This is a genomic window from Malikia sp., from assembly GCF_028687635.1.
GTDB lineage: Bacteria > Pseudomonadota > Gammaproteobacteria > Burkholderiales > Burkholderiaceae_C > Malikia.
Genome location: NZ_JAQTZS010000001.1, coordinates 1 through 26,191, shown reverse-complemented (window position 1 = coordinate 26,191; position 26,191 = coordinate 1). Strand labels below are relative to the sequence as shown.

Below are 26,191 nucleotides of genomic sequence, written 5' to 3'. Positions count from 1 at the left end.
GACAAATTGACGAAGCCCTTTTTTGCAGGGTAAACTTGACAGGATTCACTTTCCTCTCAACTGTTGCTTTTCTGGAGTGTTCTCATGAGCAAGAAGCCCGTTCGCGTTGCCGTCACTGGCGCTGCTGGTCAAATCGGTTACGCCCTGCTGTTCCGCATCGCCTCGGGCGAAATGCTGGGCAAGGACCAACCGGTCATCCTGCAACTGCTGGAAGTGCCGGTTGAGAAAGCCCAGCAAGCGCTCAAGGGCGTGATGATGGAGCTGGAAGACTGCGCCTTCCCGCTGCTGGCCGGCATGGAAGCCCACAGCGATCCGATGACCGCCTTCAAGGACACCGACTACGCGCTGCTGGTCGGTTCGCGTCCGCGCGGCCCCGGCATGGAGCGTGCCGAACTGCTGGCGATCAACGGCGCCATCTTCACCGCCCAGGGCCAGGCCTTGAACGCCGTCGCCAGCCGCGACGTCAAGGTGCTGGTGGTCGGCAACCCCGCCAACACCAACGCCTACATCGCGATGAAGTCGGCCCCGGACCTCAAGCCGGGCAACTTCACCGCCATGCTGCGTCTGGACCACAACCGCGCCGCTTCGCAGATCGCCGCCAAGACCGGCAAGGCCGTGGCTGACATCGAGCAGCTGTGCGTCTGGGGCAACCACTCGCCGACCATGTACGCCGACTACCGCTTCGCCACCATCAACGGCGAGTCGGTCAAGGACATGATCAACGACCAGGACTGGAACGCCAACGTGTTCCTGCCGACCGTCGGCAAGCGCGGCGCCGCCATCATCGAGGCGCGTGGCCTGTCCTCGGCCGCTTCGGCCGCCAACGCCGCCATCGACCACATGCGCGACTGGGCCCTGGGCACCAACGGCAAGTGGGTCACCATGGGTATCCCGTCGCAAGGCTGGTACGGCATTCCGAAGGACGTAATGTTCGGCTTCCCCGTCACCTGCGAGAACGGCGAGTACAAGGTCGTCGAAGGCCTGGAGATCGACGAGTTCAGCCAGGCTTGCATCGCCAAGACCCTGAAGGAACTGACCGACGAGCAAGCTGGCGTCGCCCACCTGGTCTAAGCCAAGGAGCCGCAGGTGAGCAAGCATCCGCGCGAGGTATTGCTGGGGGCCCAGGCTGGCGCGCTTGCGCTGCCGGTCTGTGACCACTACAGCGGTGTCGAGGCGCGCATGCGCAAGAGCCTGCGGCTGCAGGCCGAGTTCTCCGAGCGGTTCGGTGCCTGCGTCTTCGACGTGACGCTGGATTGCGAGGATGGCGCGGCCGTCGGCGCCGAGGCCGAGCATGCCCAGCTCGTCACCGAACTGGTGCAAGGGCTGGATTTCGCTCGCGCGATTGCGCCGCGTGTCGGCGTGCGCGTCCATGCGGTCGATCACCCGGCCTTCGAGGCCGACGTGGCGCGGATCGTCGGAGCGGTGGGCTCGCGCCTGTCGCACCTGATGGTGCCCAAGGTCGAGTCGGTCGCCGATGTCGAGCGCGCCGTGCGGGCGCTCGACGCCGCCGGTGGCCATGAGCTGGCGCTGCAGGTGCTGATCGAGTCGCCGGCCGCGGTGCACCGTGCCTTCGAGATCGCCGCGCAGCCGCGCGTGCAATCCCTGAGCTTTGGCCTGATGGATTTCGTCTCCGCTCACGCCGGGGCGATTCCCTCCGACGGCATGGGCGTGGCGGGCCAGTTCAGCCATCCGCTGGTGTTGCGCGCCAAGCTCGAGATCGCCAGTGCCTGCCATGCCCATGGCAAGGTGCCCTCGCATTGCGTCGTGACCGAGTTCAAGGACCAGGCCGCGATCAAGCAGGCGGCGCGCCGCGCCGCACGCGAGCTGGGCTACACGCGCATGTGGAGCATCCACCCCGACCAGATCGAGCCCATACTGGAGGCTTTCGCGCCCACCGCGCAGGAAGTCGAGAAGTCGGCTCGCATCATCGCCGCGGCCCATGCCGCGGACTGGGCGCCGATCGCGCTCGACGGCCAGCTGCACGACCGTGCCAGCTACCGCTACTACTGGCAGACGCTGGAGCGCGCGCACCAGACCGGCCGCGCGCTGCCCTCCGAGGCGTCTGTCTTTTTCTGAACCGGGATCTTCCCTCAGGAGTCAACCATGGCGATCCACCGTAACTTGATGCTGGCCCGCCTGGTGGCGACTGCCGGCACCGCATTGGTCCTGCTTGGCGCCCAGGCGGCCAGCGAGCCCGCGCGCAAGCCCAGGCCGGCGCAGCCGGCAGTCGCGCCCGTCACGCCGCTGCAGGAAGAGGAACTCGCGCTGTCGGCGCAGGTTTCGATCGGCAGCATACCCTGCGAGCTGGGCCAGAACGTGAACCTGCGCGCCGACCCCGACGCGCCGGGCTACTTCCACCTGCAGCTCAAGAATCAGCGCTTCCACCTGCGTCCGGTCGCGAGCGCCACCGGCGCCCTGCGGCTGGAAGACCAGGCCCGCGGCGCGGTCTGGATCCAGCTGGCCAACAAGTCCATGCTGATGGACCAGAAGCAGGGCCGCCGCCTGGCCGACGAATGCATGAGTCCGTTGCAGGCCGACTATGCCGAGCACCTCAGGCACAACCCGGCGCCCGGCCTGTTCGATGTGGCGCAGAAGTCGCGCTGACCCCCTGCATTGAGTCAACAACAACAATCTTCAACTGGAGCTTTAACGATGCTGCAAGCCTACCGTGAACATGTCGCCGAGCGCGAAGCGCTGGGTATCCCGCCGCTGCCGCTGGATGCCAAGCAGGTCGCCGACCTGATCGAACTGATCAAGAACCCGCCCGCTGGCGAGGGCGCCTTCCTGCTCGATCTGCTGACCCACCGCGTGCCGCCAGGCGTCGACGACGCCGCCAAGGTCAAGGCCAGCTTCCTGTCGGCCGTCGCCCATGGCGATCTGGTCACAGGTCTGATCTCCAAGGCCAAGGCCACCGAGCTGCTCGGCACCATGGTCGGTGGTTACAACGTCAAGCCCCTGATCGACCTGCTGGACGACGCCGAGGTCGCTGGCGTGGCCGCCGAGGGCCTGAAGAAGACCCTGCTGATGTTCGACGCCTTCCACGACGTCTCCGAGAAGGTCAAGGCCGGCAACGCCAAGGCCCAGGAAGTGATGCAGAGCTGGGCCGACGCGGAGTGGTTCACCAGCCGCCCCGAGGTGGCGCAGAAGATCACCGTGACAGTGTTCAAGGTGCCGGGCGAGACCAACACCGACGACCTGTCGCCGGCGCCCGACGCCTGGAGCCGCCCGGACATCCCGATGCACTATCTGGCGATGCTCAAGAACACCCGTCCCGACGCGGCCTTCAAGCCCGAGGAAGACGGCAAGCGCGGCCCGATGCAGTTCATCGAGGACCTCAAGGCCAAGGGCAACCTGGTAGCCTATGTCGGCGACGTGGTCGGCACCGGTTCCTCGCGCAAGTCGGCGACCAACAGCGTGATCTGGGCCACCGGATCGGACATCCCGTTCGTGCCGAACAAGCGCTTCGGTGGCGTCACGCTGGGCGGCAAGATCGCTCCGATCTTCTTCAACACCCAGGAAGACTCCGGCTCGCTGCCGATCGAGGTCGATGTCTCCAAGCTCGAAATGGGTGACGTCATCGACGTGCTGCCCTACGAGGGCAAGGTCGTCAAGAACGGCGAGACCGTGGCCGAATTCGCGCTCAAGAGCGACGTGCTGCTGGACGAGGTGCGCGCCGGTGGCCGCATCAACCTGATCATCGGCCGCAGCCTGACTGGCAAGGCGCGCGAGTTCCTGGGCCTGCCGGCCTCGACCCTGTTCCGCCTGCCCAAGGCCCCGGTCGACAGCGGCAAGGGCTTCACCCTGGCGCAGAAGATGGTCGGCCGCGCGGTCGGCCTGCCGGAAGGCCAGGGCGTGCGCCCGGGCACCTACTGCGAGCCGAAGATGACCACCGTGGGTTCGCAGGACACCACCGGCCCGATGACCCGCGACGAGCTCAAGGACCTGGCCTGCCTGGGCTTCTCGGCCGATCTGGTGATGCAGTCCTTCTGCCACACCGCCGCCTATCCGAAGCCGGTCGACGTCAAGATGCACCGCGAGCTGCCGGCCTTCATCAGCAACCGTGGCGGCGTCGCGCTGCGTCCGGGCGACGGCGTGATCCACAGCTGGCTCAACCGCCTGCTGCTGCCCGACACCGTCGGCACCGGCGGCGACTCGCACACCCGCTTCCCGATCGGCATCTCCTTCCCGGCCGGCTCCGGCCTGGTCGCCTTCGGCGCCGCCACCGGCGTGATGCCGCTGGACATGCCCGAGTCGGTGCTGGTGCGCTTCAAGGGCGAGATGCAGCCCGGCATCACCCTGCGTGACCTGGTGCATTCCATCCCGCTGTACGCCATCAAGGCTGGTCTGCTGACCGTCGCCAAGGCCGGCAAGAAGAACATCTTCTCGGGCCGCGTGCTGGAAATCGAAGGTCTGCCGGACCTGAAGGTCGAGCAGGCGTTCGAGCTGTCCGACGCCTCCGCCGAGCGTTCCGCCGCCGGTTGCACCGTGCAGCTGAACCCAGAGCCGGTCGCCGAGTACCTGAAGTCGAACATCGTTCTGATGAAGAACATGATCGCCAACGGTTACCAGGACGCCCGCACGCTGGAGCGCCGCATCCAGGCCGTCGAAGCCTGGCTGGCGGCCCCGAACCTGCTCAAGGCCGATGCCGACGCCGAGTACGCCGCCGTGATCGAGATCGACCTGGCCGACATCAAGGAGCCGATCGTCTGCTGCCCGAACGACCCGGATGACGCCAAGTTCGTCTCCGAAGTCGCCGGCACCCAGATCGACGAAGTGTTCGTCGGTTCCTGCATGACCAACATCGGCCACTTCCGCGCCGCTGGCAAGATCCTGGAAGGCAAGAAGGATCTGCCGGTGCGCCTGTGGATGGCGCCGCCGACCAAGATGGATGCCGCCGAGCTGACCAAGGAAGGCTATTACGCCACCCTGGGTGGCGCCGGTGCCCGCATGGAAATGCCGGGCTGCTCGCTGTGCATGGGCAACCAGGCGCAGATCAAGGAAGGCTCGACCGCGATGTCGACCTCGACCCGCAACTTCCCGAACCGTCTGGGCAAGAACACCAACGTGTTCCTGGGCTCGGCCGAGCTGGCCGCCGTGTGCTCCAAGCTGGGCCGCATCCCGACCACCGAGGAGTACCTGGCCGAAGTCGGCGTGGTGGCCAAGAACGCCACCCAGATCTACAAGTACCTGAACTTCGACCAGATCGAAGAGTACGCCGAGACCGCCAAGGGCGTGAACGCCTGAATATTCGCTCTCTGAGCTGAAGGTCGGGAGCCCCCGGTGCCGAGAGGTGCCGGGGGCTCTTTTTTGTGGCTGGCGCTGCGAGGCCGGCCCGGGTGTATATCAACCTTTTCGGATGTCACATATATCCCATGACAATATCGGTTCAATTTTTGAACAATGCCATTAATATCTTTTGGTAGGATGACAATGGAAAGCTAGAAGTACATCAGGCAGAAATCTAACCGGGGAGTCAAGAATGATCGAGCATGTCTGGCTGGAGCACGGCATAGTCCGTTGGCATATCGGCGCGGTGAGCGCGTCGGAGTACCTGTTGTCCGACGCCCAGTTGCGTCAGGATGGCCGTTTCGAGGAGGTGCAGTACATCATCGATGATTTCCTCGACTGTGCCGCGCTGACCAACGTCGAGCTCGTGAGTTCGGAGTCGGCCAGGACGGCCGACTGGGCCTTCCGCCATCTGGACTTCCGTCACGCCATCGTCTCGAGCAGTGCCGCGCTGCGCGAGCGGGCCTACCGCCTGGCGGTCAAGAGCCTGGGCAGTCCGTCGGCCATGAAGTTCTCGGACATGGGCAAGGCGCGCGAATGGGCCAAGGGCGACAAGCCCGGGACGTCGAGCGCCCTGCGCCAATGGGGCAGTGCCGGCGGCGCCTCGCTGCAGGCCGGCTTCGCGCGCGCGGGCTGACGCCCCTTCAGATGCCGGCGAGCTTCTGCACCAGCTCGACCGAGTTGCCGGCCTGGTACTTGCGCAGCAGGCGGGCGCGGTAGATCTCGACCGTGCGCGGGCTGATGCCGAGCACCTTGCCGATTTCCTTGGCCGTCAGGCCTTCGAGCACCAGCGCCGCCACCTCGCGCTCGCGCGCGGTCAGGTCGGCCTTGAATGGCCGGTGAGCGCTCAGGTCCTCGAAACTCCAGATGCCGGCCGCGTGCGGATCATCCCGATCCAGCGCGCGCCCGGTCACATGGCACCAGAACAGCTGATCCTTGAAGCGCCCGTCGACCCGTTTCATCAGGCGGTCGTCGGCGTAATGCCCCTTGGCGTTCAAGATCGGCACCAGTCGCTCGCCGATGCGCTCGTATTCGTCCGCGCTCGGGTAGAGCAGGCGGAACGACTGGCCGACCAGCTGCTCGCGGCTGGCGCCGAACATCTCGCACAGCACCTGGTTGCAGTCGACCATGGCGCGGTGGCGCGAGATCGCGAGTCCGACCGGTGCGAGGTCGAAGGCAAGCTGGTAGTCGGTGGTGGTCGCTGGCATGGGCACGAGGCTGGCGTATTGGGGTTGGTCTCTAGGCAATACTACGTATGCCAATACGTAGTATCGTAAGACTTTCCACAGCAATTGGACAGGAGCAGGCAAGCATGAACAAGGTCTATCCGAGCGCGGCCGCCGCCCTCGAGGGCGTGGTGGCCGACGGACAGCTGATCGCGGTCGGCGGCTTCGGCCTGTGCGGCATTCCCGAGGCGCTGATCGACGCGCTGCGCGACAGCGGCGTGAAGGACCTCACGGCCATTTCCAACAACGCGGGTGTCGACGGTTTTGGCCTCGGCAAGCTGCTCGAAACCCGCCAGATCAGGAAGATGATCTCGTCCTACGTCGGCGAGAACAAGGAATTCGAGCGCCAGTACCTGGCCGGCGAGCTGGAACTGGAGTTCACGCCCCAGGGCACGCTGGCCGAGAAGCTGCGCGCCGGTGGCGCCGGCATTCCGGCCTTCTTCACCAAGACCGGTGTCGGCACCCTGGTGGCCGAGGGCAAGGAGCTGCGCGAGTTCGACGGCGAAACCTATGTCATGGAGCACGCGCTGTTCCCCGATGTCGCGCTGATCAAGGCCGATGTGGCCGACATGTCGGGCAATCTGCGCTTCAACCTGACCGCGCGCAACTTCAACCCGGCCGCCGCGACCGCGGGCAAGCTCTGCATCGTCGAGGTCGAGCGCATCGTCGCCACCGGCGAGATCGCCCCCGATGACGTGCACCTGCCCGGCATCTACGTGCACCGCATCGTCTGCAACCCGACGCCGGAAAAGCGCATCGAGAAGCGCACCACCCGTCCCCGCAAAGTTTGAGGAATTTGAAATGGCCTGGACTCAAGACCAGATGGCCGCGCGCGCGGCCCAGGAGCTGCAGGACGGCTTCTACGTCAACCTCGGCATCGGCATCCCGACGCTGGTGGCCAACCACGTGCCCGACCATGTCGAGGTCTGGCTGCAGAGCGAGAACGGCATGCTCGGCATCGGCCCTTTTCCCTACGATGACGAGGTCGACGCCGACCTGATCAACGCCGGCAAGCAGACCGTCACGACGCTCAAGGGCTCGGCCATCTTCGGCAGTGACCAGAGCTTCGCGATGATCCGCGGCGGCAAGATCAACCTGTCCATCCTGGGCGCCATGCAGGTGACCGGATCGGGCGATCTGGCCAACTGGATGATCCCGGGCAAGATGGTCAAGGGCATGGGCGGCGCGATGGACCTGGTCGCCGGCGTCAAGCGCGTCATCGTGCTGATGGAGCATGTGGCGCGCAAGAAGGACGGCACGGAAGACCTCAAGATCCTGGCCGAGTGCACGCTGCCGCTGACTGGCAAGGGCGTGGTCGACCGCATCATCACCGACCTGGGCGTGATGGATGTCACGCCCGAGGGGCTCAAGCTGGTCGAGCTCGCCGATGGCGTGACGCGCGAGTTCATCCAGAGCAAGACCGGCGTGCCGCTGCTCTGATCCGATCGAATTCGATTCGAGCCCCGTGCGGGCTGCAAGCCCGGCCGCTGCGAGCCAGCGGGCCGGGCTTTTCGTTGCCGGATATGGTTGGTGGCGTCGGTTACATTGAAGGGCTACGATTGCCGAGCTCCCCCCGATGTCCTTACCCCTGAATCAACCCGACTGGCTCTGGGTTCCCGCGGTGCTGTTCGCGGCCCTCGCGCAGACCTTTCGCAACACGGCCCAGCGCTCGCTGACCACCGAGCTTGGCGTCTGGCCGGCGACGCTGGTGCGCTTTCTCTATGGCCTGCCGTTCGCGCTGGTCTATCTGGCCGCGCTCTACCTGTTCTTCGCGCCGGCGCGGCTGCTGCCGCCGTTCAGCTGGGCCTATGTCGCCTGGATCGGCTTCGGCGCGGCGTTCCAGATCGGTGCCACGGCGGCGCTGCTGCTCGCGATGAAGGAGCGCAATTTCGCGGTCGCGGTGACGCTGGCCAAGACCGAGGTGCTGCAGGTCGCGCTGTTCGCCCTGGTGTTCCTGCATGAGTTGCCGACGGCGCTGGGCCTGCTCGCGATGCTCCTGGCCACGCTGGGCGTGGTCGTGCTCTCGCTGCCGCCCCGAGGTCAGTGGCGCTCGCTGTCGGCCTGGCTGAGCCGCCCGGCGCTCTATGGCCTGGCGGCTGGGGCCGGCTTCGCGCTCGCGACCGTGTGTTTCCGGGGCGGGGCGCTGGCGCTCAATGCCGATTCGCCCTGGGTGTCGAGCGCCTGGGGCGTGCTGCTGGCGCAGGGGCTGCAGTCGGTGGCCATGGGGGCCTGGGTGTCGCGCTGCACGCCGCAGGGACTCGCGCCGCTGTGGCGCGCCTGGCGGGTCTCGCTGCTCACGGGTGCCATGGGCGCGGCCGCCTCGATCGCGTGGTTTACTGGCTATGCCTTGCAGAGCGTGGGCAATGTGCGCACGCTGGGCATGGTCGAGGTGGTGTTCAGCTACGTGATCTCGCGCCGCGTCTTCAGCGAGCAGATCCGCTGGCAGGAAAAAACCGGCATGGCGATGATGGTGGCCGGGCTGGTGCTGATCTGCCTGCGCTAGAACGGCGCCGGACTCTCGAAGCGCAGCCGCTCGCCCGTGACGGGGTGCGGCAGCTCGATCAGGCAGGCGTGCAGCAGCAGGCGCGGCGCGGCGTCCAGCGTCACGTCGTCGGCGTAGAGCTCGTCGCCCAGGATCGGGTGGCCGATCGCCTGCAGGTGCAGGCGCAATTGGTGCGAGCGCCCGGTCACGGGTTCCAGCTCCAGCCTGGCTGCCTCGATTCCACACCGCTGCTCGTGGGCCAGCAGCCGCCAGCGGGTGTGGCTGGGCTTGCCGGTCTCGAAGCAGACCTTGCTTTTCGGGCGGTTCGGCCAGTCGACGATCAGCGGCAGCCGGATCTCGTTCCAGCCCTGCGCGTCGGCTTGTGCGGGGTCGGGCCGTCCCGCGACCAGGGCCTGGTAGCGCTTGTGGACCAGGCGCTTGGCGAAGGCGCTGCTGAGCGCGGACTGGGCCGGCGCGCCGCGCGCCATCACGATCAGGCCCGAGGTGCCCATGTCGAGCCGGTGCACGATCAGCGCGTCGGGATGGATCGCCTGCGCGCGCGCGCTCAGGCAGTCGGCGTTCTCCGGGCCGCGCCCGGGCACCGACAGCAGGCCGGCCGGCTTGTCCAGCACCAGCAGCGCGTCGTCGGCATGCAGCACCGTCACGCCGTCGGGCACCGCGAGGCGGCGTGGTGGCCGAGGTGGCCGGGGTGCCAGAGTCACGGCTCGGCACCCTCGACCATGAAGCGCAGCCGGCGCTGGCCCTGCCACTCGTCGGCATCGAGCCGGTAGGCCAGGCGCACTCGCGCCGGCAGCGGGTCGGCATGGCCGAACCAGATGCCGTCGACCTGCTCGCCGCCGTGGCGCAGCTTGAGCTGCAGGTGCTTGCCGCCGACCAGGCGCTGCGAGATGACCTCGACTTCCTCGCAGAAGACGGGCGGCGCGAAGCCCTGGCCCCAGACCTCCTGCCGCAGGATGTCGATCATCTCGATGCGGCGGTATTGGGGGTCGAGCGGGCCATCGGCTTCGAGCTGGCGCTGCAGCGTGGCCAGGTCCAGCCATTCGGCGGCGATGCGCTGCAGCTCCTGGTCGAAGCGGTCGAAGTCCTCCTCGGCGATGGTGCAGCCGGCGGCGGCCGAGTGACCGCCAAAGCGCAGCAGCAAGCCCGGATGGCGCTTGGCGATCAGGTCGAGCGCGTCGCGCAAATGGAAGCCAGCAATGGAGCGGCCCGAGCCCTTGAGCTCATGCTCTTTGCCCGGCGCCTGGCTGGCTGCGAAGACGAAGGTCGGGCGGTGCAGCTTGTCCTTGAGCCGGGCCGCGACGATGCCGACCACGCCCTCGTGGAAGTCGGGGTCGAACAGGCACAGCGCCGGCGGCGGGGCCTCGGACTCGTCCCAGAGCTGTTCAGCCAGTTGCAGCGCCTGGTCGCGCATCTCGCCTTCGAGCGTCTTGCGCTCGCGGTTGATCGCGTCGAGCTGCTGTGCCAGCGCGCTGGCCCGCGCCGGATCGTCGGTGGTCAGGCAGGCAATGCCCAGCGTCATGTCGGCCAGCCGGCCGGCCGCGTTCAGGCGCGGCCCGATCGCGTAGCCCAGGTCCAGGCTGTTGGCCGTGGCCTGGTGCCGGTTGGCGACCTGGAACAGCGCCGCCAGGCCCGCCGGCAGGGCGCCGCCCCGGATGCGCTTGAGGCCCTGGGCCACCAGGCGCCGGTTGTGCGCGTCCAGCCTGACGACATCGGCCACCGTGCCGAGCGCGACCAGCGGCAGCAGGCTGTCGATGCGCGGCTGGGTTTTCAGGTCGAAGGCGCCGCGCGCGCGCAACTCGGCACGCAGCGCCAGCAGCACATAGAACATCACGCCGACGCCGGCTATCGATTTGCTCTCGAAGCCGCAGCCGGGCTGGCTGGGGTTGACGATCACGCTGTCTCGCGGCAGCTGGACCTGGCCGTCGAGCACGGCCGGCAGGTGGTGGTCGGTGATCAGCACTTGCAGCCCGAGTGCGCGCGCATGCGCCACGCCGTCGACGCTGGCGATGCCGTTGTCGACCGTGACCAGGATGTCCGCGCCGCGTGCCTTGACCCGGTCGGCGATCGAGGGCGTCAGGCCGTAGCCGTCGGCGATGCGGTCGGGCACCAGGTAGTCGACCGCGTTCCAGCCCAGCGGCGCGCCGAGCAGGCTCAGGCCGCGCAGCGCGGTGGCGCAGGCGGTGGCGCCGTCGCAGTCGTAGTCGGCCACGATGCAGATCCGCTGGCCGGCGGCCATGGCATCGGCCAGCATCAGCGCGGCCTCGCGCGCACCCAGCATCTGTTCGGGCGGCTGCAGCAGGTTCAAGCCATCGTCGAGTTCGCTGATGTCCCGCACGCCACGGGCGGCGAACAGGCGCGCGAGCAGGGGATGCAGGCCTTCCTGCTCCAGCGCCCAGGCGGCGCGCGGCGGGACTTCGCGGTTGATGATTTTCATAATTGATTCAGGAGGCGTGCGAGGTCGAGCGGACGCTGGCGCTGGAACAGACCGAACAGGCGCGACAGCGCGCCCGGCTGGCTTGGCGGGCCGCTGATCCAGCTGAGCGCGTTGCGCTCGCCGCACAGGGTCAGGCGGACCGTTTCGCCGCGCTCGGCGCGTTCGAGCAGGCTGGCGATCTCGTCCTGCTCCAGCTGTTCCCAGGCCGCGCTCCAACTGGCCAGGTCGCCGCGCAGCGCGGGCAGGCGCAGGCGGTCGCTGACCTGTGGCGTGGGCAGGGCCTGGCCGTTCCAGGCGCCCGTGCCGCTGATCCAGAAACCGTTGAGCAGTGGCAGCCCGCGCGCCGCGCGCAAGTCGTTGACGCGGTGGCTGTAGAACAGCATCTGGGCCTCGTTCTGCAGCCGCAGCAGGGCGCGTGCCTGCGGGTGGCGCTCGCCGTCGGGCAGCCAGGCGTCGAGCTGCCGGTGCGCGACCCGGTCCAGGCTGGCCCAGGGCAGATCGGCGAACGCCGGGCCGACCGCGCGCCAGCGCGTGGCCGACTCGAAATGCAGCGCGATGCCGTCCTCCTCGGCCCAGGGCCGCAGGGCATCGAACAGCTCGCGCGACTCGGCCTCTGACAGCTCCAGGCCCTCCGGCGGCTGCAGCGTGACCTGGTCCATGCGGGCCTGCCAGTGGCAGGGCGTGAACCAGGCGCAGGCCTGTTGCCGTTCGCCAGCCTGCCAGGCGGCCCAGGGGATGGCGCCATCCGTGGCGGGCAGGCCGAGCGCGCGCGCTAGCACCCGCTCGTGCGGTGGGCTGAGCGAATACTCGTCGCCGCGGTCGATTTCCTGCTGTTCCAGCCTGGCCAGCAGGCTGGCCAGTCGGGGCAGGTCGGGTAGATCAGGCAGCAGGGGCGCGGCGCCATCTTGGCTGGGCAGGTGGGCGCTGGTGGCGGCGTAGGGAACGATCAGGTGGTGCAAGGTCGGGGTGCAGGCGGGTGTTTGGTCCGCTATTGTCGGAGATGCCACAATCTCGGGTCGGCAATCTGGAGATCCATGCAAATCCCCTACGAATTCCTGCTTGGCTGGCGCTACACCCGCGCCGGTCGCGCCACGCGGCGCAACGGCTTCATTTCCTTCATCAGCGGCGTCTCGATGCTGGGCATCGCGCTGGGCGTCGCCGCGCTGATCGTGGTGCTCAGCGTGATGAACGGCTTCCAGCGGGATGTGCGCGACCGCATGCTGGGCGTGCTGTCGCATGTCGAGGTCTTCACGCCCGACGGCGGCGCGCTGCCTGATTTGCCGACCACGCTGCGCGAGCTGCGCGCGCACCCCGAGGTGGTCGGCGCCGCGCCTTTCATCGCGGCCCAGGGCCTGCTCGCGCGCGGCGAGAACATGAAGGGCGTGCTGCTGCGCGGCATCGATCCAGCCCAGGAGCCCGCCGTCACCAGCCTGGCCGGCGAGCTGGCCAAGACCGTGCTGCCGCAACTGCAGCCGGGGGCGTTTGGCATCGTGCTGGGTGGCGCGCTGGCGCAGAGCCTGGGCCTGCGCGTGGGCGATGCGGTCACGCTGATCGCGCCCAGCGGCCAGGTCACGCCTGCCGGTGTGGTGCCTCGCCTCAAGCAGATGAGCGTGGTCGGCGTCTTCGACTCGGGTCACTACGAGTACGACTCGACGCTGGCCTTCATCCATATCGATGACGCGGCGCGCATCTTCCGGCTCGAGGGGCCGACCGGTGTGCGGCTCAAGTTGCAGGACCTGCACCGCGCGCGCGAGGTCACCCATGCGCTGGCCGGCATGGTCAGCGGCGACCTGCTGCTGCGTGACTGGACGCGCCAGAACCGGACCTGGTTCGCCGCCGTCCAGCTCGAAAAGCGCATGATGTTCATCATACTGACGTTGATCGTCGCGGTGGCGGCCTTCAACCTGGTCTCCACGCTGGTGATGACCGTGACCGACAAGCGCGCCGACATCGCGATCCTGCGCACGCTGGGCGCGAGCCCGCGCAGCATCATGGCGGTGTTCGTGGTGCAGGGCGCGCTGGTCGGCGTGATCGGCACCCTGGCCGGCCTGCTGCTGGGCCTGGGCATCGCGTTCAACATCGACACCCTGGTGCCGGCGCTCGAATCAATGCTGGGCACCCATTTCCTGCCGCAGGAGATCTACCTGATCAGCCGCATGCCGAGCGACCCGCAGCAGGGCGACATCCTGCCGATCGCGCTGATTTCCCTGGTGCTGGCCTTCGCGGCCACGCTCTATCCGAGCTGGCGTGCCAGCCGTGTCAACCCGGCGGAGGCGCTGCGCTATGAGTGATCCCGAGATTGTCCTGAGCGCGCGCGGCCTGAGCAAGCGCTTCCAGGAAGGTCGGCTCGACGTGACCGTGCTGCAGGGCGTCGATCTCGACATCCGCGCTGGCGAGACCCTGGCCATCGTCGGCGCCTCGGGCTCGGGCAAGAGCACGCTGCTGCACCTGCTCGGCGGGCTCGACGCGCCCAACGCGGGCCATGTGCTGCTGAAGGGCCAGGATCTGGCCAGCCTGAGTCCTGCCGCTCAAGGCGAGTCGCGCAACCGCTACCTGGGATTCATCTACCAGTTTCACCACCTGTTGCCGGAGTTCACCGCGCTCGACAACGTCGCCATGCCGCTCTGGATCCGTCGCCTGCCGCGCGAGGCGGCCGCGGCCGAGGCCGCGCAGTGGCTGCAGCGGGTGGGCCTGGGCAGCCGCCTGCAGCATCGCCCGGCCGAGCTCTCGGGCGGCGAACGCCAGCGCGTCGCGATCGCGCGCGCGCTCGTCACGCGCCCGGCCTGCGTGCTGGCCGACGAGCCGACCGGCAACCTCGACCGCGCCACGGCCGATGGCGTGTTCCAGTTGATGCTGCAGCTCGCGCGCGAGCAGGGCACGGCCTTCGTGCTGGTCACCCACGATGTCGAGCTGGCCCGGCGTTGCGATCGCGTGCTGCACCTGAGCGCGGGCCTGCTGTCGAGTGGCGCTTGAAGGGACTTTTGCAGGAGGAGGGCTGCCGCCTATGTCCGATGCCCGCCCTGGGTTACTCGGCTTCCAGCTTGAAAACGCCAGGCCGAAGGCGCACAATCGCCGGATAAGCGTTCCAGCGCTTTTTCTTGCCCTTACCTCAACTCATCTTTCACCATGATCCAATCGAATCGCCGCGTTTTCCTGATGCAAGTCGCCACGGCTTCGGGCGCACTGGCGCTCGCCGGCACGGCCCAGGCGCAAGCCATGGTCGCCGAGACCGATGCCCAGGCTGCGGCTCTGGGTTACAAGGCCGACGCCACCAAGGTCGACAAGACCAAGTTCCCCAAGTACGCTGCCGGCCAGGCCTGTTCCAGCTGCACCCTGTACCAGGGCAAGGCTGGTGCCGCCGCGGGTGGCTGCCCGATCTTCGCCGGCAAGCAGGTCGCTGCCAAGGGCTGGTGCAACTCCTACGTCAAGAAGGCCTGAGCCTCCGCCTGACGCAAAAAAAGCCTGCCGGCCGGCAGGCTTTTTTTCGTCCATGACAGCCGCGCCAGGCCGAAAAAATACCCCGGTCCGTCGCCGAAACCGAGGCAGTGATGAAACGGGCGCTTGAAACGCTTAGCTGCAGCTCACGCTGCCGCAACCGCTCATGGTGGCGGGCTTGACCAGCGTGGGGTCTGCCAGCGTCTCGGTGCGCGAGTCGAACTTGACGCTCTTCATGTGCAGGGCCAGACCGGCATCCATGGTGGAGGCGTGCATCGGCAGCCATTCGGCCAGCGCGGCCGCCATGCGGTCGATGATTTCCTCGTCGCCTTGCAGGAAATGGCTCTCGACCTGGCGCATCGTGTCCAGGATGGTCTCGTGGTGGCTGGCGTGGCAGTTGTCGGCATTGAAGCCGGTCGCGACCATCCAGCGTTCTTCCTGCGCGAAATGCTCGACCGTGTGCCGCACCAGTTCGCGGTAGGGTTCGAGCTGCTGGTCGTGGGGCAGGGTGCGCAGGCGGGCGACCAGATCGACCATCTCGTGGTGCGTCTGGTCCATGCGTGCGTCGTCCAGCTCCATTTCGGCTGACCAGTGCAGGTCGGGTACCTCGGGGAAGTCGGACGGGCTGGTGGCGTTGGCGTTTTCCATGATGGACTGGATTCTGTCGCCCAGGCAGCCGGTCTGCCTTGAGCGGGATCAAGAAACCCCGGCAGCAAGCCGGGGTGCCTGTTTTCAGACTGGCGGATCAGGCCTCGAAGGGCAGCTTGAGCTCGCTCAGATCGCGGCGGGTTTCCACCAGGATCAGCGGGCCCTCGTCGAGCAGCACGACCGGCTTGGGTTCGCGCGGCACGCGGACCGGCTTGGGTTCGGCCGCGATCGCAGCTTGCACCTGGGCCACCTTGTCGGCGTCGGACTGGATCCATTCCAGGCCGACGTTCTGTGCCAGCGCGGACAGCTCATCGATGGCCAGGCGGTAGGCCTGGACCGGGGGCATTGCCGCAGCCGGTGCTGCCGCAGCGACAGCCGGAGTCACCGCCACAGCCGGGGTCGGAGCCATTGCGGGCGCTGCTTCGGCTGCTGCTTGTGCCTGCACAGGGCGGCTGGGCTCGACCGGTTGGACTTCAGCTGCCGCAACGGCGACTTGCTGCGCTGCTGCCAGTTCGACCGGGGCTGCTGCCTCGGCGACCGCGCTGGCTGCACCACCAGCCGTGAAGTAGGAGCGCGGTGCGGCGGCGACCTCACGGGTTTCGGCTGCCACTGGCTCGAAGGCCGGCGCCTGGGCGTCGGACTCCTCGCCCGCGGTCGCGGCGGCTTCGCCACGCGAGCGACGGTCGCGGCCGTAGCGGTCGCGGCTGCGGCGTTCGCGCGCAGCGCGCGGCTCGGCCTGCGCCGCTTCGGTCTTGCCCGGCTCGTCGCTGGCTTCGGTGTTTTCCAGCACCGGCGCCTCGGCGGCTTGAGCTGCCTCGGCTTGAGCCGCGGGCGCGTTGCGGTAGCCTTCATTGCGCGGACCGCGACGACGACCTTCGCTGCGTTCGCGGCGGCCTTCAGCCGGGACATTGCCTTCAGCCGCTTCGATGGCCGATTGGCCGTTGTCGAGGTTCAGCGCCACGGTTTCCGTGGCGGCGATCTCGGGACGGGTGTCACGGCGACCTTCGCGGCGGGGTTCGCCACGGCCTTCGCGACCCTCGCGGGCCTCGGAGGTCCGGCCTTCGCCACGGTTGCGCTCGCTGCGGCGACCCTCGACGCTGCGTTCGCCCTGGCCTTGGCCCTGGCGTTCGCCGTTGCGGCTTTCGAGCGGGCGTTCACCACGGCCGTTGCGGTTGCCGCGCTCACCGCGTTCACTGCGCTCGCCGCCGCGTTCGCCGCCACGTTCGCCGCGATTGCCACGGTTCTCGGGCCTTGCTTCGCGCGCTGCGGGCGCGGCAGCCGGTGCCGGGCTCGGGGCCACGGCCACCGGGGCTGCCGGAGCCAACGGAGCCTGGTTCGGCGCCATGCCGAACAGGCGCTTGAGCCAGGCCATGAAGCCGGTCTCGGGTGCCGGCACCGCGCGTGCCGGTGCGGTTGCGGCTGTAGCCACCGGCGCCGCCGCAGGTGCGACAGCCTCGGGCTTGGGCGTCGAGACCGGTGCCGGCGCGTCGGGCAGCACGCCCTTGATCAGCGGCTCCTGCTTGTTGGAGCGCTCCTGGCTGCGGCGCGTGAAGGTGGCCACATCCTCGACTTCCTCGGCCATCTTGTAGCTCGCGTCCAGCTGCTCCAGGCGCGGGTCGTCGTGCTTGAGGCGCTCGAGCTTGTAGTGCGGCGTGTCGAGCGACTTGTTCGGCACCAGCAGCACGCTGATGCGCTGCTTGAGCTCGATCTTGGTGATCTCGGTGCGCTTCTCGTTGAGCAGGAAGCTGGCGACCTCGACCGGCACCTGCACCAGCACGGCGGCCGTGCTCTCCTTGAGCGACTCCTCCTGGATGATGCGCAGGATCTGCAGCGCCGAGCTTTCGGTGTCGCGGATATGGCCCGAGCCGCCGCAGCGCGGGCAGGGGATGGAGGCGCCTTCGTTCAGGGCCGGGCGCAGGCGCTGGCGGCTCATCTCGAGCAGGCCGAACTTGCTGATCGAGCCGAACTGCACGCGGGCGCGGTCCTGGCGCAGCGCGTCGCGCAGGCGGTTCTCGACCTCGCGCCGGTTGCGCGATTCCTCCATGTCGATGAAGTCGATCACGATCAGGCCGCCGAGGTCGCGCAGGCGGGCCTGGCGCGCCACCTCGTCGGCGGCTTCCAGGTTGGTGCGGGTCGCGGTTTCCTCGATGTCGCCGCCCTTGATCGAGCGCGCCGAGTTGACGTCGACCGCCACCAGGGCTTCGGTCTGGTCGATCACGATCGCGCCGCCGCTGGGCAGCGTCACGGTGCGGCTGTAGGCGGTCTCGATCTGGTGCTCGATCTGGAAGCGGGAGAACAGCGGGGCGTCATCGCGGTAGCGCTTGACGCGGTGCTCCTGCTCCGGCATCACATGCGCCATGAACTGGTGCGCCTGCTCGAAGATGTCGTCGGTGTCGATCAGGATCTCGCCGATGTCGTTGTTGAAGTAGTCGCGGATCGCGCGGATCACCAGGCTCGATTCCTGGTAGATCAGGAAGGCGCCCTTGCCGGCCTTGGCGGCGCCGTCGATCGCGTTCCACAATTTCAGCAGGTAGTTCAGGTCCCACTGCAGCTCGCCGGCCTCGCGGCCGATGCCGGCGGTGCGCGCGATGATGCTCATGCCGTTGGGGTAGTCGAGCTGCTCCAGCGCGGCCTTCAGTTCGGCCCGGTCCTCGCCCTCGATGCGCCGGCTGACGCCGCCGCCGCGCGGGTTGTTGGGCATCAGCACGACGTAGCGGCCGGCCAGGCTGACGAAGGTGGTCAGCGCCGCGCCCTTGTTGCCGCGTTCTTCCTTCTCGACCTGGACCAGCAGTTCCTGGCCTTCCCGGATCACGTCCTGGATGCGCGCCTGCGAGGGCGAGGCGCCGCCCTGGAAATACTGGCGCGAGATTTCCTTGAACGGCAGGAAGCCGTGGCGGTCCTCGCCGTAGTCGACGAAACAGGCTTCCAGCGAGGGCTCGACGCGCGTGACGACGGCCTTGTAGATGTTGCCCTTGCGCTGCTCGCGCCCTTCGATTTCGATCTCGTAGTCGAGCAGCTTCTGCCCGTCGACGATGGCCAGGCGGCGTTCTTCGGCCTGGGTGGCATTGATCAACATGCGCTTCATGTGTGCGTTCCTCTTGTCACTGACTAACAGCCCGGTCGGGCTCAAGCCGTGAACCGCAGCAGATGGCACGAACGAGGAGGAATTGCCGGAGAGCCAGGGCAAGGGAAGAGGGGCGGCGCCGCGAAGTCGAGGCGGTCCGCGCGCGCTCAACCCTGTCCGGGCATGGGCGCGTGGAGTGGCGTGAGCAAAGGCGGCAGGGCGGCGTGATGCACGGCGGCTGGCCTAGGGGTCTTTGGGTTCACTTCAGTCCTCGTCCAGCTCCGGCTCTGAGGCCTGCGGGCTGGACGGTTGGGGTATTCCGTATCGGGTTCGCTGTCATCGACGGCGGTTCGCCACTCGGGCGCTGCACCGAGCCGGCGCGGCCAAATCGGGCCGGGACGGGGAGGGTGCGGCTCAGCAGTGGCTGGCAACCTATATCCGGCAAGCGAGGCGGGCTGAGAGTCAGGCCCTGCGTCGGGCCACCTTGGCGCTCTGCCTTAAACTTCGAGGCAGATTGAGCACCTACCTCGCGGGTCCGGATCGGATCATTATAGTGCCCGACGCTCGCTAAATGCGTGAACTGCTCGCAGGTTTTCCTGCTTCACTTGCCACCCCTCACAGCACTCCCCTTCATGGCATCAACGCCCCAGGTCAGACACTACACCGTAGACGCCGAGTCAGCCGGCCAGAGGCTGGACAATTTCCTGCTGCGCGAACTCAAGGGCGTGCCCAAGACCCATGTCTATCGCATCATCCGTTCCGGCGAGGTGCGGGTCAACAAGGGGCGGGCGCAGGCCGACACCCGATTGCAGGAAAGCGATCTGGTGCGCGTCCCGCCGATCCGCCTGTCGGAAAAGATCGAGGAGAAACAGGCCAATCCTGCTCCGGCGCGCGAATTTCCCATCCTGTTCGAGGACCCCGCCTTCATGGCCATCAACAAGCCGGCTGGCATTGCCGTCCATGGCGGCAGCGGGGTTTCCTTCGGCGTGATAGAGCAATTGCGCCAGGCCCGGCCGCAGGCTACTTTGCTGGAGCTGGTGCACCGGCTCGATCGGGAAACCAGCGGTATCTTGCTGGTGGCCAAGAAAAGAAGCGCGCTCAAGGCGCTGCAGGACCAGTTCCGCGAACGCGAAACCGCCAAGACCTATCTGGCCCTGGTCAAGGGGGCCTGGCCGGCGAATAAGAAAGTGATCGACCAGCCGTTGCACAAATACCTGCTGCCCGATGGCGAGCGGCGCGTGCGCGTGACCCATGCCGATGATCCGGACGGCATGCGCTCGATCACGCTGGTCAAGGTGCTGGGGCAGGTGCGTCCACCGGCCGACTGGTCGGCGGGAGCGCCGCCCGTCCTGAGCCTGCTGGCGGTCACGATCAAGACCGGCCGCACGCACCAGATCCGGGTTCACCTGGCCAGCGCCGGCCATCCGATTGCCGGTGATGACAAGTATGGCGACTTTGAATTGAATCGCGCCCTGCAAAGGAGCGGCCTCAAACGCATGTTCCTGCACGCCTGGCAATTGGGTCTGATCCATCCGGTGTCGCAGTCGCCACTGCAATTGAAGGCCGATTTGCCGCCTGAATTGAAGGGTTGGGGCAATGTTGCCGATTTCTTCGTATAATGGAGTCGTTGAATCTCTAAAATCAAGGACGTCGATATGTCAACTTACTCCGAGCTGGTCTCCCAGGCACAAGCATTGATGGCGCAAGCCGAACAGGTTCGCAGGCAGGAATTCGCCAGCGTGGTCACTGAAATCAGGGCCAAGATGAGGGAGTTCGGCATCACGGTCGAGGACCTGGGTTCTGCCGCCACCGCCCGCAAGGGTGGCACCGGCAAAGTCAAGGCACCGGCCAAATACAAGGGTCCGAATGGCGAACTGTGGTCGGGTGGCCCGGGCCGCAAGCCCGAGTGGGTCAAGGCCGTGCTGGCAGCCGGTCAGAGCCTGGATCAATTCCTGATCTGATCCGAGGGCATTCCTCGCGAGGCAAAAGGGCGCACAATGCGCCCTTTTTCTTTTCCGAGTCCATTCACCATGCGTCCACGCCGCTTCGACCTGATTGCCTTCGACTGGGATGGCACACTGTTTGACTCCACCCGGCTGATCACGCGCAGCATCCAGGCGGCGGTGCGCGACGTCGGCGGACGCGAACCCAGCGATATCCAGGCTTCCTACGTGATCGGCATGGGGCTGATGCAGGCCCTGGCCCACGCGGCGCCCGATGTGCCGCCCGAGCAATACGAGCGCCTGGGCGAGCGCTATCGCCACCACTACCTGCAAAGCCAGCACGAGATCAGCCTGTTTGCCGGCGTGCTGCCGCTGCTGGCCGACCTGCGCTCGCGCCACCACTGGCTGGCGGTCGCCACGGGGAAAAGCCGGCGCGGCCTCGACGAGACGCTGCGCCATGTCGAGCTGCAAGGCGTCTTCGATGGCTCGCGCACGGCCGACGAGACGGCTGGCAAGCCCAGCCCGCTGATGCTGTTCGAGCTGATGCGCGAGTTCGGCGTCGAGCCCGAGCGCATGCTGATGATCGGTGACACCACCCACGACCTGCAGATGGCGCTCAACGCCGGCTGCGCCAGCCTGGCGGTCAGCTACGGTGCTCATGATCCCGCCGGCTTCGAGGTGCTGCAGCCCTTGCATGTCGCGCACACCGTGCGCGAACTGCACGACTGGCTGCTGGCCGAGGCCTGAGCCCGCTACGGGGTTCCGGTGTGGCCGGACGCGGGCACAATCGGACCCATTGACATCCTCCCCGCCCTAAAGGACGGGGATTCCTCCTGCGAGACGGCCATGTCCGGCCGCGAGAATGTTCCTGGCCGCGTTGACGTCCCGGTCGTGGACCGTGGCGCAGGCGTTGCAAGCCCATTCCCTTATTCCAAGGCCGGCTCTACCTTTCGGACTGCTGGCGGGAATGGCCCCGCAGCACGAGCAAGTCTGGGTGGAATACGCTTCGTTCACTTCCTCGAAGACGACACCGGCCTGATGGCTCTTGTACTCCAACATCGTCTTCAACATGGTCCAGCCCGCGTCGAGCGTGGATTTGGCCATTCTTGTCTTGACCAGCTTGGCGCTGGCCACGTCGCCCACGAAGATGGCGGCGTGCTCTTTCACCAGGGCGGTGCTGAACTGGTGCAGCGCGTCCTTGCGCTGGTTGGCGATCCTGGCGTGGATCGCCTTGACGCGGCGTTTCTTTCTCGCCCGCTGGGCGGTGGCGAGCTTGTACTCCTGCGCCCTGAACCAGCGACCTTCGAGTCTCTGTCCGTCCGAGGTGGTGGCGCAGTCCTTCAGGCCCAGGTCGATGCCGACGCTGGCGGTCGGGCCGGGCAGGCGCGGACCGACGAGTTCCGGGATCTCGACGGCGACATTCAAGTACCAGCGGCCCCGGCTGTCCTCGCTGAACGAGCCGCTGCGGAGTTCGTGGTCCGCCAGGCCGTAGCTGTCCCACAAGCCGAACTTGTGGCCGGCGAACTGGATCTGGCCGGCCTTGTAGCGGGCGTGGCCGATCTTGAACGGAATCCAGCCCAGCGAATACTTGGATGATTTCGGATTCGAGACGCGCCAGTTCAGGCGGATCTTCTTGAACTGCCTGCGCCGGGTGGCGTATTCCGCACAGACCACCTGCACGGTGCCACTGCCGACCGAGATGCCCTCACACTGGCTGAAGCCGGCCGTGAGCTTTTGCAGGTCGTAGCCCGAGAGGTAGCGCGGCTGGCCCGAGAAAGGGCGTGCGGCCCGGGCGGAGATTTCGTTGATGTGGTTCCAGACCTGATTGACCTCGCGCGCCATCTGACGCAGCACGCGGGCGTGCTTGTCCTTCAGGCGCAGCCGGAGGGTCTTGGTCGTGTTCACGGCGAATATCATGGGGCATGGAACCGCGCAGCGGACCACGGGCCGTGCCGGCCTGATCGCTCGAACCTCGGGCTGAACCCCGAGGCTTGCCGCTCAGTTCTGGTCAACAGCATTTCCGTTCTGCCAGACTTGCTCATTCATGCACAAACATGAACAAAGCTGACTTCCTGCTTCGCCGAGGCCGGTTTCGCCTTCGTCTTGCGACCAAGGCCAGCGCCTTCCTCTCTACAGGCTGTAACCGTGGAACTCACGGCCAAATTCCTCAAATTGATCGCCGCGTTCACGTCGCGGTCATGGACAGCGCCGCAGGCCGGACAGGTCCAGTCGCGCACCGACAGCGGCAGTTCATCGAGCTTATGCCCGCAGCCTGAACAGGTCTTGCTGCTGGGGTACCAGCGATCCGCCACGATGACTTGCCCGCCACGCATCGCTGACTTGTAGGTCAACTGTCGCCGGAACTCGAAGAAGCCCATGTCGGCCACCGACCGGGCAAGGCGACGGTTCTTGATCATGCCGCGCACGTTCAGGTCTTCTATGCCGATGGTGTGGAAACGGCGCGTGAGGTCCGTCGTGAGCTGGTGCAGCGCGTCTGAGCGGATGTTGGTGATACGGGCATGCAATTTCGCCAGCCTGGCCTTGGCCTTCTTTCTATTGGCTGATCCCTTTTGCTTGCGCGACAGGCCGCGCGAGAGCCGTTGCAGGTGACCCAGCAAGGCCTTGTGAGGCTTTGGACCGGGAATCACCTCTCCCGTCGAAAGCGTGGCGAGTGCCGAGATGCCCAGATCCACACCGACCGCGCCTTGATTTTGGCTACGTCGAGACTCGCCTTTGACTTGGTTTTCGTCTTGGGGCTCGTTTTCGGCCTGGGGTAGGTGTGAATCGTCCTGGGTGTCCACGGTGATGCTGACCAACCAGCGGTCGGCCACGCGGGAGACCGTGGCCGACAGGATCTTGCCCGCGAAGCGCAACGACTCGCGCATCCGTACCCAGCCGAGATTGGGGATGCGGGTGCGTGAGCCGTCGAGACTGAACTGGTCGTTGCTCAGACTGAAGCGGTCGTGCCGGCCTTTCTTGCGGAATTACGGATACTTGGCACGCCCGGCGAAGAAGTTCTGGAATGCCTGGCCCAGCTGAATGATCGCCATTTGCGGCGCGTTCTTCGTGACTTCGAGCATCCAGGGGAATTGCTCGTGCTTGAGGGCGTTCAACTGGCGGCGCAGCGCGGCCTGGGAAGGCTTGGGGGGCAGCGTCGGATCCAGTTTGCAGGCCTCGTACTGGCGCTTCCACTTGGCCAGCGCCCAGTTGTAGGCAAAGCGCGCCACGCCCGCCGCGCGGGCCAGATAGGCGGCCTGTGCGTTGTTCGGATCGAGAGCAATCTGGTGCGCGATCAGCATGGCGGCATAATTCTGGCACGAACCCGCACGGCTTGAACAGGGCTGTGGTTCTTCTCGTCATGCCGTCACACTGCGTGATCAGGTTTGAGCATGAAAGAGAAGAATTGAGCAGGTTTTACGGCAACTGAATGAAACCCTGAGAGAACAAGATGTCGGTCCAATGGTTTCCCGGTCACATGCACGCCACCAGGAAGGCGATCCTCGAGCGCGTCAAGGAGCTCGATGTCGTGGTCGAGCTGCTCGACGCGCGCCTGCCCGGCTCCAGCGCCAATCCCTTGCTGGCCCAGCTGACGGCGGGCAAGCCCACGCTCAAGGTGCTCAACAAGCAGGATCTGGCCGATCCGCTGCGCACCGCGCAATGGCTGGCGCATTACAACGGCCAGCCCGAGACCCGAGCCATTGCACTGGATGCCAGCGAGACCTCGCCGGCCAAGGCCATCATCGCGGCCTGCCGCGAGCTCGCGCCGCTGCGCGGCGGCATGGCCAAGCCGCTGCGGGTACTGATCGGTGGCATCCCCAACGTGGGCAAGTCGACCCTGGTCAACACGCTCAAGGGCAAGCGAGCGACCAAGACCGGCGACGAGGCCGGCGTGACCAAGGTCGAGCAGCGCATCGTGCTGGCCGACGATTTCTACCTCTATGACACGCCGGGCATGCTCTGGCCCAAGATCGTCGTGCCCGAGACCGGCTATCACCTGGCGGCCAGCGGGGCGGTCGGCCGCAACGCCTATGACGAGGAGGTGGTCGCGCTGGAGCTGCTCAAGGTGCTGCAAGTCCCTTATGCGGCGCAGCTCGAAGCGCGCTACAAATGGGGCTGGACCCCCGAGGCGGTCGCCGCCATGAAGGACGAGGAGCTGCTGTACGCGATCGGCAAGAAGCGTGGCGCGCTCCTGCCGGGCGGCCGGCTCAACGCGCAGAAAGCCGCCGAGACCTTGCTGACCGACTTCCGCAGCGGCGTGCTCGGGCGCATCACGCTCGAAACACCGCAGGACTTCGCGCGCTGGCTCGCCGCCGGTCTTGCGGCCGAGGCTCGGCTGGCGGCCGCGCGCGAGAAGAAGCTGGCCCAGCGTCGCGGCCAGTATCGCGGCGAGTCCTGAACGGGTTTTTCCGGCAAGATCCTGTTTGGGCAAGATCGGACCGCCGCTTCGTCTCGGATACACTAGGCGATTGGCCCCGGTGGTGAAATTGGTAGACACATCGGACTTAAAATCCGCCGCCTCTAATCGGGCGTACCGGTTCGATTCCGGTCCGGGGCACCACGCAGCGCAGCAGCGCCTGTCCATTGCCCCGCCGAGCCGGCCCCAGCGCCGCTCCCTCTGGCCTGTCGGCCCATCTCGCCTTCCCATCAGCCCATTCTTGTGCCGGCTCCAGGCCCTACAATCCGGTCGATAGCGGAAGGCAGGACCCGTGCCGACCAGCGCCCAACCGCGAGCAACACCATGACCTCTTTCAACCCGCCTTTCGAAATCCACGTCCATGGTGACATCCTCCTGCGCGACGACGTGGACTACAAGTCCATCCAGGAGGCGCTCAAGCCCTTGTGGAAATACGCCGGCGCCAAGACCCTGCTCGAAGCGGCGCCGAGCTTCTACGAGGACGAGCCCGGTATCCGCTTCGACGCCAAGGAGCATCTGCTGCAGATCTGCTGGAGCGTGGAAGGCGACGACGACTTCCGCCATGTGCTCGACGAGGTCTGCATGGGCCTGAACGAAATCGCCGCTGCCGGCGCGGCGCTCGAGGTCTCGTTCTATGACCTCGAGTTCGACGAGGAGGAGGCGCCGCCCGAGGCCGAGGCGCGCGACGACTTCCTGCTGCTCTTCGTCGGCCCGAACCCGGCCGCGATCATGCAGGTCCAGCGCGACTTGCTGGTGCAGGATGTGGTGCACCTGATGGAGCGCCATTTCGATGGCTCCGAGCTCGGCGGCGTGGTGGCCGCGATCGACCAGCTGTTCACCGGCCGCTTCGACGCCTTGATCAGCTCGATGCAGCTGGGCCGTCCGCCGCGTGGCGGCAATGGCCCCGCCGGCGGTCATGGCGGTCCGCGCAAGCCGCGCCACCTGCACTGAAAACCAGGCGCCCGCAAGGGCGCCACAGCCTCAGCTGGCCGAGATCGCGATGCCCTTGAACTCGCCGCTGGCGATGCGCTTTTGCCATTCGGCCGGGCCGCTGGCGTGCACGTTGGCGCCGCTCGAATCCACCGCGACGGTGACCGGCATGTCCTGCACCTCGAACTCGTAGATCGCTTCCATGCCGAGGTCGGCAAAGCCCACCACCTTGGCCGACTTGATCGCCTTGGCCACCAGGTAGGCGGCGCCGCCGACGGCCATCAGGTAGGCGCTCTGGTTGTCCTTGA

26 protein-coding genes and 1 tRNA gene are annotated in these 26,191 nt (G+C 66.9%); 17 read left to right on the top strand and 10 right to left on the bottom strand.

The window, feature by feature from the left end:
* Positions 1-84 precede the first annotated feature (84 nt).
* The 5 genes from PHR85_RS00135 (at position 85) to PHR85_RS00115 (ending at position 5,923) form a co-directional block, all read left to right on the top strand.
* Complete coding sequence (locus PHR85_RS00135) at positions 85-1,071, top strand: malate dehydrogenase (RefSeq protein WP_161124258.1); 987 nt, start codon at positions 85-87, stop codon at positions 1,069-1,071.
* Between the two features lie 15 nt (positions 1,072-1,086).
* A complete protein-coding gene (locus PHR85_RS00130; RefSeq protein ID WP_300049019.1) occupies positions 1,087-2,076 on the top strand; it encodes an aldolase/citrate lyase family protein in 990 nt (329 codons plus the stop codon).
* 27 nt (positions 2,077-2,103) lie between these two features.
* Positions 2,104-2,604 carry a hypothetical protein gene (locus PHR85_RS00125; RefSeq protein WP_300049016.1) on the top strand — a complete coding sequence of 167 codons (501 nt, stop codon included), beginning with the start codon at positions 2,104-2,106 and terminating at the stop codon, positions 2,602-2,604.
* A 48-nt stretch (positions 2,605-2,652) separates the two neighbouring features.
* Entirely contained in the window at positions 2,653-5,244 is a 2,592-nt protein-coding gene (gene acnB / locus PHR85_RS00120; protein ID WP_300049013.1) for a bifunctional aconitate hydratase 2/2-methylisocitrate dehydratase, read from the top strand.
* Between the two features lie 235 nt (positions 5,245-5,479).
* The gene (locus PHR85_RS00115) at positions 5,480-5,923 is read left to right on the top strand and encodes a hypothetical protein (RefSeq protein ID WP_300049010.1); all 444 of its coding nucleotides are present in this window, start codon (positions 5,480-5,482) and stop codon (positions 5,921-5,923) included.
* Positions 5,924-5,930: 7 nt separating this feature from the next.
* On the opposite strand, the gene PHR85_RS00110 is transcribed toward PHR85_RS00115, so the two are convergent.
* Positions 5,931-6,494: a PAS and helix-turn-helix domain-containing protein gene (locus PHR85_RS00110; RefSeq protein WP_300049007.1), complete on the bottom strand. Its 564-nt coding sequence runs from the start codon at positions 6,492-6,494 to the stop codon at positions 5,931-5,933.
* A gap of 104 nt (positions 6,495-6,598) precedes the next feature.
* Here PHR85_RS00110 and PHR85_RS00105 point away from each other — a divergent pair, with 104 nt between their 5' ends.
* The 3 genes from PHR85_RS00105 (at position 6,599) to PHR85_RS00095 (ending at position 9,015) form a co-directional block, all read left to right on the top strand.
* On the top strand, positions 6,599-7,303 hold the full coding sequence (locus PHR85_RS00105; RefSeq protein ID WP_300049004.1) for a CoA transferase subunit A: 705 nt from the start codon (positions 6,599-6,601) through the stop codon (positions 7,301-7,303).
* 10 nt (positions 7,304-7,313) lie between these two features.
* Positions 7,314-7,952, top strand: coding sequence for a 3-oxoacid CoA-transferase subunit B (locus PHR85_RS00100; RefSeq protein WP_300049001.1), 639 nt, complete (start codon positions 7,314-7,316; stop codon positions 7,950-7,952).
* 136 nt (positions 7,953-8,088) lie between these two features.
* Entirely contained in the window at positions 8,089-9,015 is a 927-nt protein-coding gene (locus tag PHR85_RS00095) for an EamA family transporter (protein ID WP_300048998.1), read from the top strand.
* On the opposite strand, the gene PHR85_RS00090 is transcribed toward PHR85_RS00095, so the two are convergent.
* Genes PHR85_RS00090 through PHR85_RS00080 form a run of 3 tightly spaced genes read right to left on the bottom strand, consistent with a single transcriptional unit; the run spans position 9,012 to position 12,408 of the window.
* On the bottom strand, positions 9,012-9,710 hold the full coding sequence (locus PHR85_RS00090; protein WP_300049568.1) for an RluA family pseudouridine synthase: 699 nt from the start codon (positions 9,708-9,710) through the stop codon (positions 9,012-9,014). The two genes, PHR85_RS00095 and PHR85_RS00090, sit on opposite strands and share 4 nt — an antisense overlap.
* Before the next feature lie 2 nt (positions 9,711-9,712).
* On the bottom strand, positions 9,713-11,449 hold the full coding sequence (gene recJ, locus PHR85_RS00085) for a single-stranded-DNA-specific exonuclease RecJ (protein WP_300048995.1): 1,737 nt from the start codon (positions 11,447-11,449) through the stop codon (positions 9,713-9,715).
* Positions 11,446-12,408 (bottom strand): phosphoglycerate mutase, encoded by a 963-nt coding sequence (locus PHR85_RS00080; protein ID WP_300048992.1) that lies wholly within the window; start codon positions 12,406-12,408, stop codon positions 11,446-11,448. The genes recJ and PHR85_RS00080 overlap by 4 nt, the downstream gene beginning before the upstream one ends.
* Before the next feature lie 75 nt (positions 12,409-12,483).
* On the opposite strand from PHR85_RS00080, the gene PHR85_RS00075 reads away from it, so the two are divergent.
* The 3 genes from PHR85_RS00075 to PHR85_RS00065 all read left to right on the top strand — a co-directional run bounded on the left by PHR85_RS00075 (position 12,484) and on the right by PHR85_RS00065 (position 14,887).
* The gene (locus PHR85_RS00075; RefSeq protein WP_300048990.1) at positions 12,484-13,740 is read left to right on the top strand and encodes a lipoprotein-releasing ABC transporter permease subunit; all 1,257 of its coding nucleotides are present in this window, start codon (positions 12,484-12,486) and stop codon (positions 13,738-13,740) included.
* Positions 13,733-14,422 (top strand): lipoprotein-releasing ABC transporter ATP-binding protein LolD, encoded by a 690-nt coding sequence (lolD, locus tag PHR85_RS00070; RefSeq protein WP_300048988.1) that lies wholly within the window; start codon positions 13,733-13,735, stop codon positions 14,420-14,422. Before PHR85_RS00075 ends, lolD begins: the two co-directional genes overlap by 8 nt.
* A 156-nt stretch (positions 14,423-14,578) precedes the next feature.
* Positions 14,579-14,887 carry a high-potential iron-sulfur protein gene (locus tag PHR85_RS00065; protein WP_300049566.1) on the top strand — a complete coding sequence of 103 codons (309 nt, stop codon included), beginning with the start codon at positions 14,579-14,581 and terminating at the stop codon, positions 14,885-14,887.
* A gap of 132 nt (positions 14,888-15,019) precedes the next feature.
* Here PHR85_RS00065 and PHR85_RS00060 read toward each other — a convergent pair whose 3' ends face one another.
* Together PHR85_RS00060 and PHR85_RS00055 are read right to left on the bottom strand one after the other, a co-directional pair.
* The gene (locus tag PHR85_RS00060; RefSeq protein ID WP_300048985.1) at positions 15,020-15,532 is read right to left on the bottom strand and encodes a hemerythrin domain-containing protein; all 513 of its coding nucleotides are present in this window, start codon (positions 15,530-15,532) and stop codon (positions 15,020-15,022) included.
* Between the two features lie 97 nt (positions 15,533-15,629).
* Entirely contained in the window at positions 15,630-18,617 is a 2,988-nt protein-coding gene (locus tag PHR85_RS00055; protein WP_300048982.1) for an Rne/Rng family ribonuclease, read from the bottom strand.
* A gap of 611 nt (positions 18,618-19,228) precedes the next feature.
* Here PHR85_RS00055 and PHR85_RS00050 point away from each other — a divergent pair.
* From PHR85_RS00050 to PHR85_RS00040, 3 genes are all read left to right on the top strand, one after another.
* Positions 19,229-20,215 carry an RluA family pseudouridine synthase gene (locus PHR85_RS00050; protein ID WP_300048979.1) on the top strand — a complete coding sequence of 329 codons (987 nt, stop codon included), beginning with the start codon at positions 19,229-19,231 and terminating at the stop codon, positions 20,213-20,215.
* Positions 20,216-20,251: 36 nt separating this feature from the next.
* The gene (locus tag PHR85_RS00045; RefSeq protein WP_300048976.1) at positions 20,252-20,557 is read left to right on the top strand and encodes an H-NS histone family protein; all 306 of its coding nucleotides are present in this window, start codon (positions 20,252-20,254) and stop codon (positions 20,555-20,557) included.
* 69 nt (positions 20,558-20,626) lie between these two features.
* On the top strand, positions 20,627-21,286 hold the full coding sequence (locus PHR85_RS00040; RefSeq protein WP_300048973.1) for an HAD family hydrolase: 660 nt from the start codon (positions 20,627-20,629) through the stop codon (positions 21,284-21,286).
* A gap of 66 nt (positions 21,287-21,352) precedes the next feature.
* Here the strand turns inward: PHR85_RS00040 and PHR85_RS00035 are convergent, their stop codons facing one another.
* From PHR85_RS00035 to PHR85_RS00025, 3 genes are all read right to left on the bottom strand, one after another.
* Positions 21,353-22,444, bottom strand: a complete 1,092-nt coding sequence (locus PHR85_RS00035) for a transposase (protein WP_300048971.1) — start codon at positions 22,442-22,444, stop codon at positions 21,353-21,355.
* A gap of 137 nt (positions 22,445-22,581) precedes the next feature.
* A complete protein-coding gene (locus PHR85_RS00030; RefSeq protein WP_300049563.1) occupies positions 22,582-23,490 on the bottom strand; it encodes an RNA-guided endonuclease TnpB family protein in 909 nt (302 codons plus the stop codon).
* A gap of 33 nt (positions 23,491-23,523) precedes the next feature.
* Complete coding sequence (locus PHR85_RS00025) at positions 23,524-23,838, bottom strand: helix-turn-helix domain-containing protein (protein WP_300048968.1); 315 nt, start codon at positions 23,836-23,838, stop codon at positions 23,524-23,526.
* A 149-nt stretch (positions 23,839-23,987) separates the two neighbouring features.
* Between PHR85_RS00025 and ylqF the strand changes: the two genes are divergently transcribed.
* From ylqF to PHR85_RS00010, 3 genes are all read left to right on the top strand, one after another.
* The gene (gene ylqF / locus PHR85_RS00020) at positions 23,988-24,935 is read left to right on the top strand and encodes a ribosome biogenesis GTPase YlqF (RefSeq protein WP_300048965.1); all 948 of its coding nucleotides are present in this window, start codon (positions 23,988-23,990) and stop codon (positions 24,933-24,935) included.
* Positions 24,936-25,008: 73 nt separating this feature from the next.
* A tRNA-Leu gene (locus PHR85_RS00015) sits at positions 25,009-25,097 on the top strand.
* Between the two features lie 180 nt (positions 25,098-25,277).
* Complete coding sequence (locus PHR85_RS00010) at positions 25,278-25,904, top strand: DUF6806 family protein (RefSeq protein ID WP_300048962.1); 627 nt, start codon at positions 25,278-25,280, stop codon at positions 25,902-25,904.
* A 30-nt stretch (positions 25,905-25,934) separates the two neighbouring features.
* Here PHR85_RS00010 and PHR85_RS00005 read toward each other — a convergent pair.
* Positions 25,935-26,191, bottom strand: a 257-nt coding sequence (locus tag PHR85_RS00005; protein ID WP_300048959.1) for a fumarate hydratase C-terminal domain-containing protein, incomplete at its 5' end; no start/stop codon positions are given.

Excerpts from the sequence above, each read along its gene's own strand:
- PHR85_RS00135 (WP_161124258.1), top strand. The coding sequence starts at position 85 with ATGAGCAAGAAGCCCGTTCGCGTTGCCGTCACTGGCGCTGCTGGTCAA.
- PHR85_RS00125 (WP_300049016.1), top strand. The coding sequence starts at position 2,104 with ATGGCGATCCACCGTAACTTGATGCTGGCCCGCCTGGTGGCGACTGCC.
- acnB (WP_300049013.1), top strand. The coding sequence starts at position 2,653 with ATGCTGCAAGCCTACCGTGAACATGTCGCCGAGCGCGAAGCGCTGGGT.
- PHR85_RS00115 (WP_300049010.1), top strand. The coding sequence starts at position 5,480 with ATGATCGAGCATGTCTGGCTGGAGCACGGCATAGTCCGTTGGCATATC.
- PHR85_RS00110 (WP_300049007.1), bottom strand. The coding sequence starts at position 6,494 with ATGCCAGCGACCACCACCGACTACCAGCTTGCCTTCGACCTCGCACCG.
- PHR85_RS00105 (WP_300049004.1), top strand. The coding sequence starts at position 6,599 with ATGAACAAGGTCTATCCGAGCGCGGCCGCCGCCCTCGAGGGCGTGGTG.
- PHR85_RS00100 (WP_300049001.1), top strand. The coding sequence starts at position 7,314 with ATGGCCTGGACTCAAGACCAGATGGCCGCGCGCGCGGCCCAGGAGCTG.
- PHR85_RS00095 (WP_300048998.1), top strand. The coding sequence starts at position 8,089 with ATGTCCTTACCCCTGAATCAACCCGACTGGCTCTGGGTTCCCGCGGTG.
- recJ (WP_300048995.1), bottom strand. The coding sequence starts at position 11,449 with ATGAAAATCATCAACCGCGAAGTCCCGCCGCGCGCCGCCTGGGCGCTG.
- PHR85_RS00075 (WP_300048990.1), top strand. The coding sequence starts at position 12,484 with ATGCAAATCCCCTACGAATTCCTGCTTGGCTGGCGCTACACCCGCGCC.
- lolD (WP_300048988.1), top strand. The coding sequence starts at position 13,733 with ATGAGTGATCCCGAGATTGTCCTGAGCGCGCGCGGCCTGAGCAAGCGC.
- PHR85_RS00060 (WP_300048985.1), bottom strand. The coding sequence starts at position 15,532 with ATGGAAAACGCCAACGCCACCAGCCCGTCCGACTTCCCCGAGGTACCC.
- PHR85_RS00055 (WP_300048982.1), bottom strand. The coding sequence starts at position 18,617 with ATGAAGCGCATGTTGATCAATGCCACCCAGGCCGAAGAACGCCGCCTG.
- PHR85_RS00050 (WP_300048979.1), top strand. The coding sequence starts at position 19,229 with ATGGCATCAACGCCCCAGGTCAGACACTACACCGTAGACGCCGAGTCA.
- PHR85_RS00045 (WP_300048976.1), top strand. The coding sequence starts at position 20,252 with ATGTCAACTTACTCCGAGCTGGTCTCCCAGGCACAAGCATTGATGGCG.
- PHR85_RS00040 (WP_300048973.1), top strand. The coding sequence starts at position 20,627 with ATGCGTCCACGCCGCTTCGACCTGATTGCCTTCGACTGGGATGGCACA.
- PHR85_RS00025 (WP_300048968.1), bottom strand. The coding sequence starts at position 23,838 with ATGCTGATCGCGCACCAGATTGCTCTCGATCCGAACAACGCACAGGCC.
- ylqF (WP_300048965.1), top strand. The coding sequence starts at position 23,988 with ATGTCGGTCCAATGGTTTCCCGGTCACATGCACGCCACCAGGAAGGCG.
- PHR85_RS00010 (WP_300048962.1), top strand. The coding sequence starts at position 25,278 with ATGACCTCTTTCAACCCGCCTTTCGAAATCCACGTCCATGGTGACATC.